Annotated in this window: 15 protein-coding genes; 5 read left to right on the plus strand and 10 right to left on the minus strand. The window is 67.3% G+C overall.

Going from position 1 to position 13203, the window contains the following annotated elements; all coding sequences use genetic code 11:
- The first annotated feature begins 354 nt into the window (after nt 1–354).
- Nucleotides 355–1293 (plus strand): hypothetical protein, encoded by a 939-nt coding sequence (locus AC1DHY_RS03590; RefSeq protein ID WP_476903162.1) that lies wholly within the window; start codon nt 355–357, stop codon nt 1291–1293.
- A gap of 176 nt (nt 1294–1469) precedes the next feature.
- On the opposite strand, the gene ccsB is transcribed toward AC1DHY_RS03590, so the two are convergent.
- From ccsB to AC1DHY_RS03615, 5 genes are read right to left on the minus strand one after another with little or no spacing between them, the layout of a single operon-like run.
- Nucleotides 1470–2588, minus strand: coding sequence for a c-type cytochrome biogenesis protein CcsB (gene ccsB / locus AC1DHY_RS03595; protein ID WP_476880176.1), 1119 nt, complete (start codon nt 2586–2588; stop codon nt 1470–1472).
- Nucleotides 2588–4396 (minus strand): cytochrome c biogenesis protein ResB, encoded by a 1809-nt coding sequence (gene resB / locus AC1DHY_RS03600; protein WP_476880177.1) that lies wholly within the window; start codon nt 4394–4396, stop codon nt 2588–2590. The genes ccsB and resB overlap by 1 nt, the downstream gene beginning before the upstream one ends.
- A complete protein-coding gene (locus tag AC1DHY_RS03605) occupies nt 4396–5151 on the minus strand; it encodes a cytochrome c biogenesis CcdA family protein (protein ID WP_476903163.1) in 756 nt (251 codons plus the stop codon). Before AC1DHY_RS03605 ends, resB begins: the two co-directional genes overlap by 1 nt.
- A 15-nt stretch (nt 5152–5166) precedes the next feature.
- Nucleotides 5167–5778 (minus strand): TlpA family protein disulfide reductase, encoded by a 612-nt coding sequence (locus AC1DHY_RS03610; protein WP_476880179.1) that lies wholly within the window; start codon nt 5776–5778, stop codon nt 5167–5169.
- A gap of 2 nt (nt 5779–5780) precedes the next feature.
- Nucleotides 5781–6446 (minus strand): histidine phosphatase family protein, encoded by a 666-nt coding sequence (locus tag AC1DHY_RS03615; RefSeq protein WP_476880180.1) that lies wholly within the window; start codon nt 6444–6446, stop codon nt 5781–5783.
- 215 nt (nt 6447–6661) lie between these two features.
- On the opposite strand from AC1DHY_RS03615, the gene AC1DHY_RS03620 reads away from it, so the two are divergent.
- The 3 genes from AC1DHY_RS03620 (at nt 6662) to AC1DHY_RS03630 (ending at nt 9146) form a co-directional block, all read left to right on the plus strand.
- Complete coding sequence (locus AC1DHY_RS03620) at nt 6662–7210, plus strand: YceI family protein (protein WP_476878429.1); 549 nt, start codon at nt 6662–6664, stop codon at nt 7208–7210.
- Between the two features lie 234 nt (nt 7211–7444).
- A complete protein-coding gene (locus AC1DHY_RS03625) occupies nt 7445–8074 on the plus strand; it encodes a hypothetical protein (RefSeq protein ID WP_476878428.1) in 630 nt (209 codons plus the stop codon).
- Nucleotides 8075–8294: 220 nt separating this feature from the next.
- The gene (locus AC1DHY_RS03630; RefSeq protein WP_476878427.1) at nt 8295–9146 is read left to right on the plus strand and encodes a hypothetical protein; all 852 of its coding nucleotides are present in this window, start codon (nt 8295–8297) and stop codon (nt 9144–9146) included.
- 48 nt (nt 9147–9194) lie between these two features.
- Here AC1DHY_RS03630 and AC1DHY_RS03635 read toward each other — a convergent pair whose 3' ends face one another.
- Complete coding sequence (locus tag AC1DHY_RS03635; protein ID WP_476878426.1) at nt 9195–9890, minus strand: redox-sensing transcriptional repressor Rex; 696 nt, start codon at nt 9888–9890, stop codon at nt 9195–9197.
- Nucleotides 9891–9971: 81 nt separating this feature from the next.
- The gene (locus AC1DHY_RS03640; protein WP_476878425.1) at nt 9972–10250 is read right to left on the minus strand and encodes a glutaredoxin family protein; all 279 of its coding nucleotides are present in this window, start codon (nt 10248–10250) and stop codon (nt 9972–9974) included.
- 119 nt (nt 10251–10369) lie between these two features.
- Between AC1DHY_RS03640 and AC1DHY_RS03645 the strand changes: the two genes are divergently transcribed.
- The gene (locus tag AC1DHY_RS03645) at nt 10370–11188 is read left to right on the plus strand and encodes an HAD family hydrolase (protein WP_476878424.1); all 819 of its coding nucleotides are present in this window, start codon (nt 10370–10372) and stop codon (nt 11186–11188) included.
- Between the two features lie 94 nt (nt 11189–11282).
- Here the strand turns inward: AC1DHY_RS03645 and AC1DHY_RS03650 are convergent, their stop codons facing one another.
- The 3 genes from AC1DHY_RS03650 to AC1DHY_RS03660 form a co-directional block, all read right to left on the minus strand.
- The gene (locus tag AC1DHY_RS03650; RefSeq protein WP_003792170.1) at nt 11283–11381 is read right to left on the minus strand and encodes a 30S ribosomal protein bS22; all 99 of its coding nucleotides are present in this window, start codon (nt 11379–11381) and stop codon (nt 11283–11285) included.
- 193 nt (nt 11382–11574) lie between these two features.
- Nucleotides 11575–11787 (minus strand): helix-turn-helix domain-containing protein, encoded by a 213-nt coding sequence (locus tag AC1DHY_RS03655; RefSeq protein WP_346957799.1) that lies wholly within the window; start codon nt 11785–11787, stop codon nt 11575–11577.
- A gap of 193 nt (nt 11788–11980) precedes the next feature.
- Entirely contained in the window at nt 11981–13093 is a 1113-nt protein-coding gene (locus AC1DHY_RS03660) for a 3-deoxy-7-phosphoheptulonate synthase (protein WP_476878423.1), read from the minus strand.
- Nucleotides 13094–13203 lie beyond the last annotated feature (110 nt).

Consider the following 13203-nt stretch of genomic DNA (forward strand, 5'->3'; position numbering starts at 1 on the left):
CATCTCTGGCACTTCGCCGAGCGCCCCGCGCCAGTGGGCAGCCACCGACCTCATTGTCCGGCCCACCTGGCTCCTTGTGCTTCATGAAACGAGTGTTCCAAGCACGAGACGTCGGCACACAGCCACACTCCCCGCATCATGGCCCTCGCTCCGCGCACGTCACCCCGTACCCCGCGTGCACGCCCCGTTGCCACAAACGGCCGCTTCAGGAGACCCATAGCGGCCATCTCTGGCAGTTCGCCGCGCTACTACATCCACGAGCGGCCGGCACGGACCAAGTCCACTGCTCCCCCACACCGCGCCTGTCCTGTGGATAACGCCGCGACGACCTTCTGTAGGGCCCAGAATTTTCCTATGCGCCAACCGAGCAGTCTCCCGCCACAGCTTCGGAGCAGACCTTTCACCGTCGCGGAGGCCCGCGCAGAGGGGCTGAGCCGCCGTCGGATCCGCGCGCGCGACCTCGTCACCCCCTGCCACGGTGCGCGTGCCGCCGCCTCGCTTCCCGACACACTGCTGGAACGGCTCCATGCGTTGTGCGCGGTGACGGGTGCGGTGGTGAGCCACCTTTCGGCCGCCGTCCTGTGGGGCTTTCCGCTGCCGACATCGCTGGCCAATCCAGCAGTCGTTCACCTGACAAGCCAGCGGGGCGAGCGTGCCGTGCGCCGCAAGGATGTGGAGGGTCATCAAGGCGTCCTTGAAGCGGACGACATCGTGGCCGGGATCAGAGTCCAGTGCACCTCCCCGCTGCGCACGTGGTTCGACCTCGCCGGCACACTGAGCCTGGACGAACTTGTCATGGCAGGCGACTATCTGCTGCGTCGACGGAATCCCTTCACCACCGTGGCTGAGCTTGACGCCTACCTCGCGCGTCGAGCCGGCATGCCGGGCTACCGACCCGCAATGCGGGCGCGGGCGCTGGTTCGCGCCGGCACGGACTCGCCCAAAGAGACGGAACTCCGGCTGCTCCTGACCCGCCACGGCCTCCCCGAGCCGGCCATTAACGTTCCAATGTTCGACGCAACCGGCGGCTGGATCCAGGATCCTGATCTGTCTTATGAGCGGGAAAAGATCGCGATCCAGTACGACGGCGGACACCACGCCAATCCAACCCAACGGCGAAGCGACATCTTTCGGGATGAAAACGCGCGGGACGCCGGGTGGCGGGTGGTTGTGTTGACGCAGTGGGATCTGACCCCGTTCGCGCCCGGCATGGAGCCGACGGCGGTCACCAGGGTGCGGGCGGCGCTGGCCGAACGCGGCTGGACCCCCAAGACCAACAGCACCCGGCGCTGACCCACAGGGGTTGGCCTGCGCCGTCTAGAGGGCCAACGTCGTCCATCTGACACAAATGGCCGCTAAACCGAGGGGTTTAGCGGCCATTTGTGGCGAATCGTCGAGCGTAGCGCGTGGCGGACCGTCGAGCGTCGTCGCGCGGGCGGAACCAACTAGGCCGGCGCGCCCCCAGAAACCTACAGCCCCGAGTAGGAGTGCAGGCCGTTGAAGAACTGGTTCACGATGGTGAAGTTGAAGACCACGCAGAGGTAGCCCACGATCGAGAGCCACGCCGCGCGGGTCCCGGTCCAGCCGCGGGTGGCACGTGCGTGCAGGTAGCCGGCGTAGACCACCCAGATCACGAACGTCCACACTTCCTTGGTGTCCCAGCCCCAGAACCGGCCCCAGGCCTTCTCGGCCCAGATGGCGCCGAACATCAGCGTGAAGGTCCAGCCGACGAAGGCGATCGCGTTGATCCGGTAGGACAGGTTCTCCAGGCTCAGCGCGTTCGGGACCAGGCGCATGAAGCCCAGCTTGTCAGCCCCGCCGGCCGCAATGGTCTTCTGCCGGTGTGACTGGACCAGCTGCAGCGCCGACATGGCGAACGTCAGCGTGAAGAGCGCAGAGGAAAGCACGGCGATGGAGACGTGGATGATCAGCCAGTAGCTCTGGAGCGCCGGCACGAGGTGCCCCACGGGGGTCCAGAACGCGACGGACGCGGCGACCAGCATGATGATGGCCAGCCCGATCACGAAGGTGCCGAGGAACCGCAGGTCGCGGCGGATCAGCACCAGCAGGAAGACGGCCACAGCGACGAAGGCGCCTGTGGTCAGGAACTCGTACATGTTGCCCCACGGCACCCGGCCCGCGCCAAGGGCACGGGTGATGACGCCGGCAGCGTGGATGGCGGCACCCAGCACGGCGAGGGCGACGGCGACACGCGCCGGAGCCCGGCGTTCACCGCCGTAGCGCATGCCGCCGTCGGCGGTCAGGCCCGCCCCCTGGCCACCGGAGACGGACGACGTCGGACGCTCGGCGCGCCCGATCGGGCCGCTGACGTCGGAATCGGCCCGGTCCACACCCGCGGAGGAACCGCCGACGCCTGCGCCGGCACCGGCAGAAACGCCTGCGCCCACCGGGACGCGGGCGGCCTCGGCGCCGGAGAGCTCCGCGGCCTTGAGGTCCACGGCGCGCAGCGTCTTGCTGCTCTTGGCCAGGTCCCACGCGAAGGCGATGAAGGCCACGGTGTAGGTGCCTGCGGCGAGCAGCATAAAGAGCTCGCTGTACTGGCCCATGGTTTCGTTAATGGGGAACATTACTGATCCTTCTTTGACTCGGGAGAGCCTGCTGTGGACTGGGTGGAGTCTGTTGCGGGTTGTTCCGGGGCGGTCTGTACGCCGGATTGGGCGCCTGCATCCGCCCGGTCATTATCCGCTGTCGCGCTGGGAGCAGGCTGGGAATCGGCGGCGGGTTCGTCCACCGGCCATGCTGCGGAGAGCAGTGCACGGATGGCGGCGGCCTCGCCCGCCAGGCGGTGGTCCTCGCCGCGGGCCAGGAGCCCGTATTCCACCATGGTCCGGCCGTCCTCATGGGTTCCGGTGCGGACCCAGACGCGGCGGCGGTTGACGTACAGCGAGGTGACCAGGCCAGCGACGGCGAGCAGCGCGAAGATGAGCGCGTACACCTGGCCCGGGTTGTGGTGGATGTCCACGCCGACGTAGCGCTTGACGCCGTCGAAACTGATGGTGCCCTTGCCGTTGGGCAGCGTGTGGGTGGTGCCCGGGGTCAGCACAATGCCCTTCGTGGGCAGGTTTCGGGCGTTCAGCGGCGTCAGCTTCTTCACGTCGAGCTCGAAGACGTTCTGCGGGGACCCGCTGTCCAGGCCGAGGTCGCCGTAGTAGGAGTTGAGGGTCAGCTGCGGGTTGAAGAGTTCGGGGTCGCCGCTGAAGGACACCCCGTCCTTGGTGATGAACGCGGTGGGCAGGAAGAAGCCGGCGAACGCCAGCTGTTCCGGTTTCGCGTCCGGGACCTTGATGACCACCGAGGAGTAGTAGTTCTCGCCCTGCAGCTTGGCCACCACCGGGCCCTGCATGGCGATGTTGCCCTTGCCGTCCCGCACGGTGACCACGGGGGCGTAGCCGTTGCCGGTCAGGTAGATGCTGGTGCCGCCGAGGCTGAGGGGATCGTTGACCTTCAGCACCTCTTTTTTGGCAGGCGCCCCGGGGTTTTCCTTGGTGGTGACATCAGCCTTGAAGTCGATGGGCTGGCCGAACTTGCCCTTCGATTCCCGGTCGAACGTGATGTGGAACTTGTCCAGCTGGATGGAGTACGGCTCCAGCTGGCTGCTCTGGAAGTTGGTGCCCGGGGTGAACTGGTCGTAGCCCACCAGGGTGTTCACGAACGTGTCGCCCTCGACCAGGATCCGCTGGCCGCTGTACCCGAACAGGCCGCCGGCGGCGACGGAGACCAGGACCCCGATCAGGGCCGTGTGGAAGACAAGGTTGCCCACTTCCTTGAGGAAGCCGCGTTCCGCGCCCAGGGAGGGCCGGGCGCCGTCGCGGTCCCGGACCTCCACCCGGTAGCCGCGCTTCTTCAGCAGGGCAGCGGCGTCGTCAATAGCGGCCGACGCCGGGATCCCGGCACCCGCGGGGACCACCAGGGTTCCGTATTCGGGCAGCCGGGACAGCCGGGCCGGGGTGCGCGGCGGCTGGGAGCGCATGGCCTTGTAGTGCACGATCGCGCGGGGCACCACGCAACCGATCAAGGAGATGAACAGCAGGATGTAGATGGCGGAGAACCATGCCGACGAATAGACGTCGTAGAGCTGCAGCGAATCGAGGAGCTTGCCGTAATCCGGGTGGTCCTTGATGTACTGCGTCACGATGGCGGGGTTAGCGGGACGCTGCGGGAACAGTGAACCGGGCACGGCCGCGACGGCGAGCAGGAGCAGGAGGAACAGGGCGGTGCGCATGCTGGTCAGCTGCGTCCACGCCCAGCGGAGCATGCCCAGCGGCCCGAGCGTGGGCAGCACGGCGTCCGACTTGGCCTCCGCCACGGTGCTGGAACCGGTTCCGGGCGTGCCGGGGGACGGGGTTTTATTCTCTACGTTCACTCGCTCGCTCATCAGATCGGCAATGTCACATCGGTTTGGAACCAGTACTGCAGCCCGGACACCCAGGCGCCCCACACTCCGCTGGCCATCAGCAGGCCCAGCACAATCAGGATGCCGCCGCCGCTGCGCTGGATGGCGAGCCGGTGCTTCCGGAAGAAGGACAGCACACCGATGCCGCGGCGGACGGCCAGGGCGATCAGCAGGAACGGGATGCCCAGCCCGAGGCTATAGACGAAGGCCAGGAGTGCGCCCTTGGCAGCGGAGGACCCGCCGGAGAGGCTCAGCAGCTGGACGGCCGAATACGTCGGTCCGATGCAGGGGGCCCAGCCCAGGCCGAAGGTGATGCCCAGGAGCGGCGCGCCCCAGAGACCGGCGGGCGGCTTCGCGTGGATCTTGGCGTCGCGCTGCAGCCAGGAGAAGCCGCCCAGGAACACCACGCCCATCACGATCACCACGAGCCCCAGCACCTGCGTCACCCAGGCGTTCTGCGAGCCGGTGATCAGTGTGCCCAGCTGGCCGAAGGCCCCGCCGAGGAGGACGAAGATCACCGAGAAGCCGAGGACGAAGAGTCCGATGCCGGCCAGCATCCGGCCCCGACGCTGCTTCTGCAGGTCGACGCCGGTCAGCCCCGTTACGTAGCCAAGGTAGCCGGGGACCAGGGGCAGCACGCAGGGCGAAAGGAAGGAGACAAAACCGGCCAGCAGCGCCACCGGGATGGCGAGCAGAAGCGAACCGCTCAGGATGGCTTCGGCGAAGGGGCTGTTCATGGCGTTGATGCCCGGCTACTCGGCCACGGCGGCGGCGATGAGGGACTTCAGGGTGCCCTTTTCGATTTCGCCGAGCACCCGGGAGGCGACGCGGCCCTTTTTGTCCAGGACCAGCGTGGTGGGAACGGCACCCGGCGGAACGAGCCCGGACACGGACAGCAGCACGGCGCCGTCCTTGTCGTTGAAACTCGGGTAGCTCAGGTTGAAGGTCTTGTCGAAGGCTTCCGCCGTCGGCTTCTCATCGCGCAGGTTGACCCCGAAGAACTGCACGCCCTGGCTCTTGAACTCCTGGTGCAGGGCCTCCAGCGAGGGTGCCTCCACCCGGCACGGCGCGCAGGCTGCGAACCAGAAGTTCAGCACCGTGACCTTGCCCTGGAACGCCGACGCCGAGACCTCGGTGCCGTCGAACAGTGTCCCCTTGATGTCCACCGGGCGTTTGCGTTCGGCGGCGGCGAATTCGGTCACGGAGCCGTCGCCGGCCACATAGTTTTTGTTGTCGCCGGCTATGGCCTGCTTGGCCAGGTCATCCTCCTGGGCGCAGCCGGAGAGGCCCAACACGACGGCGAGGGCGGCACCGCCCGCGGTGAGGACGTTCCGGCGGGACAAGCGGGCATCGTTAGCCACCATGCTTATGCCCCCGGGGTGCTGGAGGCACCGGGCAGCAGGGCGGCAGCAGGTTCGCTGTAGTCGACGCGCAGGATCTCACCGGCGTCGTCGAACACCAGGGACGTGACCGAGGTCAGGGTGCATTCGCGTTTCCGCGGATCGTGCCACAGCGGTTTGCCCTCGGCGCTGAGGCGGGTGGCCCAGATGGGCAGCTGGTGGCTCACCAGGATGGCCTCGGCGCCGTCGCCGCCCACTTCAATGGCCCGAAGGCGCGCGTCCTGCACCGCGGCAGCCACCCGGGCGGCCTGCTCCTTGTAGGGCTCGCCCCAGGAGGGCCGGAGCGGGTTGCGCAGCATCGGCCAGTGCTTGGGCTTGAGGATCTCGCCCTTGGAGACCTGGAGGCCCTGGAAGTAGTTTTCTGCCTCGATGATCCGCTCTTCAGTGACGATGTCGAGGCCAAGCGCCTGCGAGATCGGCTGGGCCGTTTCCTGGGCGCGGGTCAGCGGAGACGCGACCAGATGCACGATTTTGGCGCCCTGCGCGGCCTGTTCGCTGAAGTGCTCGGCGAGCGTCCGGGCCATCTCCCGGCCCAGCTCGGAGAGGTGGAACTCCGGCAGCCTGCCGTACAGGACGCCGTCGGGGTTGTGGACCTCGCCGTGGCGGAGCAAATGAACAGTGGCTTGGGGCATGTGTACCAGTTTCTCAAAGGGCAGGGGCAATGACGAAATCTTCTACGAGAAGTAGAACTGAAAGTTTTTTCGAAATGTTCCCCGGAAGAGGAATAAAAGATGCAAATGCATGTTTATACTGGGTGAAGCAGTTAGTTGAGTCTTCAACAAATGAAGCGTCAACCTACGATCAGACGAACTCAGGCACCACCCCACCCGACTCAAGGAGAACCACCATGGCACTTCCCGCTAACCTCACCACCGGCACCTGGACCCTCGACAACTCGCACAGCGAAATCGGCTTCACCGTCCGCCACGCCAGCATCAGCAAGGTCCGCGGCCAGTTCAAGGACGCCGACGCAACCCTGGACCTCGCCGAGAACGTCGCCGACTCCAAGGTGAACGCCACCATCAAGACCGCGAGCTTCGACTCCGGCGACGCCAACCGCGACGGCCACGTCCGCGGCGAGGACTTCTTCGACGTCGAGAAGTTCCCGGAGATCTCCTTCGTCTCCAACGCCATCGTGGCCAAGGGCGACGCCTACGAGCTGCAGGGCGACCTGACCATCAAGGGTGTCACCCGCCCGGTGGCGCTGGAAACCGAGCTCAACGGCGTGGCCGTTGACCCGTTCGGCAACACCCGCGCCGGTCTGACCGCGGAAACCACCATCAGCCGCAAGGACTTCGGCCTGACCTGGAACGCAGTCCTCGAAGCCGGTGGCGTGCTGGTCAGCGACAAGGTTGCCATCAACCTTGAGCTCGCCTTCATCGCCCCCGCAGCCTAGTTCCCACGCCCTCCAGGGCGGACGAGCTCACCGGCTGACCGCCGGCGGCCTCCTGGACACCCCGCACCGCCTCCAAGGCGGCGCGGGGTGTCGTCGTTTAAGCCCGGCACTCCGCGCCATGAGCCTGGTGGTTCCGCTGCGTCGGTGCCGGGCGCACCGGGTGCTTGCGGGACGCCGCGCGCCAGTCCCGGAGTCCTCTGGGAACCCCCAGCCTGGCGGTCTAAAGTGAAATCCATGAGCAATTCCGGCGACGTCCCCGAGCCACCCCAGCCCGACGGCACAACACCGCCGGAGCCGGGCGCCGCCCTGCCCGGCCCGGCCGACGGCCCCGCAGCGGGCGGCACCCCCGGCCCCGGACGGGCACCCGGGTTCCGATTCCGTTGGCCCGAGGACCGGCCACGGACCTTCCGGGAGGCACTCCCCGTTGGCGGCTACTCGTCGATACTCAACGTCCCGGCGATGCCCACGGAGCTGAAGATCTCGTATTGGGTGTGGGTGGTCGGCGGCGTGTTGGGACTGCTCGCAGGGGTGATCGGGCTGTTTGGCACCCTCGTCCTGTTTGTGGTCTCACCGCTATCCGGCATCCTGCTGCTCTTGCTGGTGCTGGTCTCTGTGGCCCTCGCCGCGGTGCAGGTCACGCTGGCGATGAAAATGGCGGAAGGTTGGGAATGGGCCCGGTTCGGCCTGACCCTCGCGGCCGGTGTCAGCCTGGTGCTCGCCGCGCTGAGTTCTGGGATGGCCGGAGGCGGAAGCTGGCCCGGCTTTGTCATCAGCCTCGTGGCGACGGCCCTGATGTGGCTGCCCCGGTCACAGTCCTGGTTTGAGGGCTTCAAGGGACGTTTCCGGCCAGGTCCCGCGGCCTAGTCGCGGCCGGGAAACGGGACCTGGCCACCCCGTCCTCCCGCTCCCGCGTGCCGCCGCTCGTGCCGCCGTTCAGTGCGCCCCTCGTGCCGCCGAGAATACCTCTTGGGAATGACCCAAACGGCCGCGTGTGCGCGGTACGGTGTACTTAAACCACGCTGGGGGCAGGGTTGTAACGCTGGTCCCGGTAGCCCATTCCGTCAACCACATGCAAAGGACCGCCATGAGTAACCCGCCAGTCGAGCCTTCCAGCCCGGACGGACCCGAGTCGGGCAAGCAGGCTCCGCAGTACGGCCAGCAGCCTCCCCAGTACGGACAGCAGCCGCCGCAGTACGGGCAGAACGCACCGCAGGCCCCGCAGTACGGCCAGCAGCAGCCCCAGTACGGGCAGAACGCGCCGCAGTACGGCCAGCAGCAGTATGGGCAGCAGTCTCCGCAGTACGGCCAGCAGCAGTACGGCCAGAACGCGCCGCAGTACGGGCAGCAGCCGTCGGCCTATGGCCAGGCTCCCGGCCAGTTCGGCCAGAGCCCTTACGGCCAGTCGCCCTACGCGCAGTATCCCTCGGAGCTCCCGGGCGGCGGCACCGCGACCCGGCCCGCGCAGCTGGATCTTGCCTTCTGGCTCATCATCGGTGCCGGCGTCCTCGCGTTCGTCAGCAGCCTGGTCATTGCCTTCACCGGTGCGGCGTACTTTGAAACCGCCATGCAGGAAGCTGCCGTCCAGCAGGGCAAGAGCCTCTCCCCCTCCGAAATCAACGCCGTGCGTGGAATCATCCCGGCCAGCGGCATCATCGGCGGACTCATCTCCCTGGGCCTGTACGCACTGGTAGCCTTCCCGGTCCGCAAGGGCAAGAACTGGGCCCGCATCCTGGGCATCGTATTCGCCGCCATCTCGCTGCTCGGCCTCTTCGGCGGAGCCTTCTCCTTCGGCGTCGTCTCCGGCATCCTGCAGATCATTGTGATCCTGATGGGTGTGGCCGGCATTGTGATCCTGTACTTGCCGACGGTCTCGCCGTACTTCCAGAAGCAGCAGCCGTTCACCAACCCCTACGCGCAGAACCCCTACGGGCGCTAAGCCAGTACCCGCAGCCAAGGGCGCGGGATCCGGACGGGCAGGCTGATCCTAGTCAGCGTCCTCCGGGTCCTGCGCCCTTTGTGCGTGGTAGGCGAGGATCTGGAGTTCGGTGGCCATGTCCACCTTCCGGAGGTTGACCCCGGCCGGCACCTGCAGCATGACCGGGGCAAAACTCAGGATGCTGCGCACCCCGGCTGCCACCACACGGTCACAGACACCCTGCGCCACGGCCGCAGGCAGCGCCAGGACCACCATGTTGGCGCCGGTGCGCTGCAGCACGGCCTCAAGGTCCGCGGCGTCGCTGACCCGCAACCAGCCCACCTCGCTGCCCACCACCATCTGGTCGGCGTCGAAGATCGCCACGATGTCAAAGCCGCGGGACTCGAATCCGCCGTAGCGGGCGAGGGCCTTGCCGAGGTTGCCGGCCCCGACGATCGCGACTTTCCAGTCGTGCGTCAGCCCCAGGGCTGCCGCGATATGCCTGTTCAGGTACTGCACCTCATAGCCCACGCCTCTGGTCCCGTAGGAGCCCACGTAGGAGAGGTCCTTGCGGAGAGTGGAGGAACTGACGCCCGACGCTTCGGCGAGGGATTCCGAGGACACGCGGTCCACGCCGTCGGCCAGCAGGGTGGTGAGGGCGCGCAGATAGATCGTCAGCCGGGCCACGGCCGCGGGCGGGATCTGCTTGGCGGCAGTCCCGGTTCCGCCGGGCAGGGCATCGGGTGAGGAATCCAGCGAAGTCACTATCTGCTCCATTGAGTCGCGTTGTGCCTCCACTCTAGGGCCCCCGCAGTTCGGGCCACAAAGCCGCGCCCGGGGGCCCGCTTAGGCGGGCGGTGACTCGGGCAGGCCCAGGGCGCGCCGCAGGGTGCGCGCCAGCCGGACTTCGTCGATCCGCCAGAAGTCGCGCTGGACGCCGTCCACCAGCAGCACCGGGATCTCCTCCGCATAGCGGTCGCGGAGTTCGGCGTCGCCGTCGATGGATTGCTCGGACCAGCCAAGTCCCAGCGCGGCGGTGACCCTGCCGACGGCGGCACGCGCGTCGGTGCAGAGATGGCAGTCGGCCTTGGTGATGAGGACGACGTCGGGGGCGGGTTTGGTCATGGCTCCACGGTAGCCCGGACCCGATCCGGTCGTCGACGCCGCTGCGGTTTCCACCCCCGCCGGCGGGACGCCGGGCAGTCCTGCGCGAGGGATCCCCGTGCATTGACTAGACTCGTGGCATGCCCGAGGAGAAGATCGTCGCTGTGGCCACGCCGCCGGTTGCGTCCGCGCAGCACGGCGAAGCTGCCTTCTTCGACGTCGATAACACCCTCATGCGGGGCGCCAGCCTGTTCCATGTGGCCCGGAAGATGCACCAGCGCGGAGCGTTCACCATCCCGCAGGCCGCCGGGTTCGCCTGGAAGCAGCTGATGTTCGTATTCCGCGGCGAGAAGCTGGACGATGTCCACGCCGTCCGTGACACCGCGCTGAGCCTGGCCTCCGGTTTTACCGTCAAGGACATCGAGGCCCTCGGCGAGGAAGTCTACGACGAGATGATCGAGTCCCGGATCTGGCCCGGGACCAAGGCGCTGGCCGAACAGCACCTGCGGGTGGGCCGCCGCGTCTGGCTAGTCACCGCCACCCCCGTGGAGGTAGCCACCGTCATCTCCACCCGGCTCGGCCTCACGGGCGCCCTCGGCACCGTGGGCGAGATCCACGAGGGCTCCTACACCGGACGCCTGGTGGGTGACATCCTGCACGGCCCCGCGAAAGCCGTGGCGGTCCGCGCCATTGCCGAGGCGGAAGGCCTGGACCTCGCCCGCTGCTGGGCCTACAGCGATTCGCACAACGACATCCCGCTGCTGAGCATGGTGGGGCATCCCGTGGCCATCAACCCGGACGCCCGGCTGCGCCGCCACGCCCGCGAAAACAACTGGCCGGTCTACGACTTCCGGTCCGGCCGCCGGGCCGCGACGCTGGGGCTCAAAGCCGCGACCGTCGGCGGAGCCGTCTACGGCCTTTGGCGCGGCTTCTCCAGGTTCCGCGGCCCGACCGTCTAACAGCCACCGCCGCGTCCGGCCAGCCGCACCTGCCGGGAAAACGGAAAATGCCCGCCGCCGGAAGGCAACGGGCATTGACGCTGGGGAAGTATCTCTACTTCTTGTTGCGACGCTGGTGGCGCGTCTTGCGAAGCAGCTTGCGGTGCTTCTTCTTGGCCATACGCTTGCGACGCTTCTTAATAACTGAACCCACGAAAGTTCCTTACCGGCTAGATGCATTACCTGCCTGTTGGGAAGGGTCCGCGGGCTAAGCAGCAGACTGAACAACTGACAGGTTCTTACAATGACGTAAAACGTTCCTTAACAGGGTACCGCCTATCGGGGGCACACCACGACCGCAGGCCCCGCGAGGGGGTCTGCTGCGGCCCGGCGCGGCGGCAGAAGACTCAGGCCGTCTCAGTGCGTCCGTCGACGACAGCACCCTTGAGGTACTGTTCGACGGCGTTTTCCGGAACCCGGTATGAGCGGCCGAAGCGCACCGCCGGCATTTCGCCGGAGTGCACCAGGCGATACACGGTCATTTTCGATACCCGCATCACATCCGCGACCTCGGCCACGGTGAGAAAGCGCGCGTTGGAGAAGTTGGCCTCCGAAGACATTTCCCTTATTCCTTTTGCTCAAGCGAACGGCTGCCCCGTCTGAACGACATGGCGGTGTGCCGATGCTGAGCCATCAAACAACCATGTGCTAGATACTCTAGGGGTTAGTGGTGCCAATGTGAAAGGTTTCCGCAAGAATCTGCGAAGGATTTCCGCAGGATTTGCGCAGGAGCCACCCTTCCACGTTTGGCCCTTAGCCTCGGTTCCGCCGGGCCCGCGCCGAGGCCGCCAGCTCCCCGAGCAACGACGCCGTGACATCCCAGTCCATGCAGGCGTCGGTGACGCTCTGGCCGTACCGGAGGCTGTCGGTTCCGGCGGCGTGGTCGGCGACGTCCAGGGCCTGCGCACCCCCGACCAGGAAGCTCTCCAGCATCACGCCGGCGATGGCAGACGCCGAGGCTCCGCCGTTTTCGAGCTGGGCACCAATTTCGAGCGCCACCTCTGCCTGCCGGTGGTGGTTCTTGCCGCTGTTGGCGTGGCTGGCGTCCACGATCAGGCGCGGGTTCAGCTGCTTGGCGGCAAGCCTGGCCGAGGCGGCCTCGACGTCGGCCGCGGCGAAGTTGGGCCCGCCGCTGCCGCCGCGGAGGATGACGTGGGTGTCCGGGTTACCGGCGGTGCTGACCAGGGCGGCGCGGCCGTCGTCGTCAATTCCCAGGAACGCCTGGGCGGCACCCGCGGCGCTGCAGGCGTCAAGGGCCACCTGGAGGCCGCCGTCGGTCCCGTTCTTGAACCCGATCGGCATCGAGAGGCCGGAGGCGAGCTGGCGGTGGATCTGGCTCTCCGTGGTGCGGGCGCCGATGGCCCCCCACACGACGAGGTCCGCCATGTACTGCGGGCTGATCGGTTCGAGGAATTCCGTGGCGGTAGGCAGCCCGAGTGCCGTGACCTGGCGGAGGAACTGGCGGGCGGCGCGCAGGCCGGCGGCGATGTCATGGCTGCCATCGAGCCGGGGGTCGTTGATCAGGCCCTTCCAGCCCACCGTGGTGCGCGGCTTCTCGAAGTAGGTGCGCATGACGATGAGGAGGTCCTCGCGGTGCTTTTCGGCCTGGCTGACCAGCCTCCGGGCGTATTCCAGCCCGGCCTTGGGGTCGTGGATGGAGCAGGGGCCCACAATCACCAGTAGCCGGTCGTCGACGCCGTCCATGATCGCCCGCACCTCGTCCCGGCCGCGGCCGACGACGTCCGATCCGCGGGCGTCCAGCGGGAGTTCCGCGATCATTTCCTGCGGGGTGGGCAGCGGGGTGAAGCGGCTGACGCGCAGGTTGGATGTGGACTGCTGGCTGTCAGTGGCTGCTTCGATACTCATGGTGGGGTCCTGTCCGGGGTGCGGAGCGGGCCCTGATCAGAACCCGCCGGAGAAATGGCGAAGGGCAGAGAATTATCTCTGCCCTGTTGGCTCTGAAGGTACGTGGATGC

Source organism: Arthrobacter sp. 05L44 (genome assembly GCF_056397605.1).

What these genes read in the sequence shown, in the direction of transcription:
- ccsB (WP_476880176.1), bottom strand. Translation starts at nt 2,588, where the DNA reads ATGTTCCCCATTAACGAAACCATGGGCCAGTACAGCGAGCTCTTTATG.
- AC1DHY_RS03655 (WP_346957799.1), bottom strand. Translation starts at nt 11,787, where the DNA reads ATGTCTTCGGAGGCCAACTTCTCCAACGCGCGCTTTCTCACCGTGGCC.
- AC1DHY_RS03590 (WP_476903162.1), top strand. Translation starts at nt 355, where the DNA reads ATGCGCCAACCGAGCAGTCTCCCGCCACAGCTTCGGAGCAGACCTTTC.
- AC1DHY_RS03640 (WP_476878425.1), bottom strand. Translation starts at nt 10,250, where the DNA reads ATGACCAAACCCGCCCCCGACGTCGTCCTCATCACCAAGGCCGACTGC.
- AC1DHY_RS03645 (WP_476878424.1), top strand. Translation starts at nt 10,370, where the DNA reads ATGCCCGAGGAGAAGATCGTCGCTGTGGCCACGCCGCCGGTTGCGTCC.
- AC1DHY_RS03625 (WP_476878428.1), top strand. Translation starts at nt 7,445, where the DNA reads ATGAGCAATTCCGGCGACGTCCCCGAGCCACCCCAGCCCGACGGCACA.
- AC1DHY_RS03605 (WP_476903163.1), bottom strand. Translation starts at nt 5,151, where the DNA reads ATGAACAGCCCCTTCGCCGAAGCCATCCTGAGCGGTTCGCTTCTGCTC.
- AC1DHY_RS03630 (WP_476878427.1), top strand. Translation starts at nt 8,295, where the DNA reads ATGAGTAACCCGCCAGTCGAGCCTTCCAGCCCGGACGGACCCGAGTCG.
- resB (WP_476880177.1), bottom strand. Translation starts at nt 4,396, where the DNA reads ATGAGCGAGCGAGTGAACGTAGAGAATAAAACCCCGTCCCCCGGCACG.
- AC1DHY_RS03660 (WP_476878423.1), bottom strand. Translation starts at nt 13,093, where the DNA reads ATGAGTATCGAAGCAGCCACTGACAGCCAGCAGTCCACATCCAACCTG.
- AC1DHY_RS03615 (WP_476880180.1), bottom strand. Translation starts at nt 6,446, where the DNA reads ATGCCCCAAGCCACTGTTCATTTGCTCCGCCACGGCGAGGTCCACAAC.
- AC1DHY_RS03620 (WP_476878429.1), top strand. Translation starts at nt 6,662, where the DNA reads ATGGCACTTCCCGCTAACCTCACCACCGGCACCTGGACCCTCGACAAC.
- AC1DHY_RS03610 (WP_476880179.1), bottom strand. Translation starts at nt 5,778, where the DNA reads ATGGTGGCTAACGATGCCCGCTTGTCCCGCCGGAACGTCCTCACCGCG.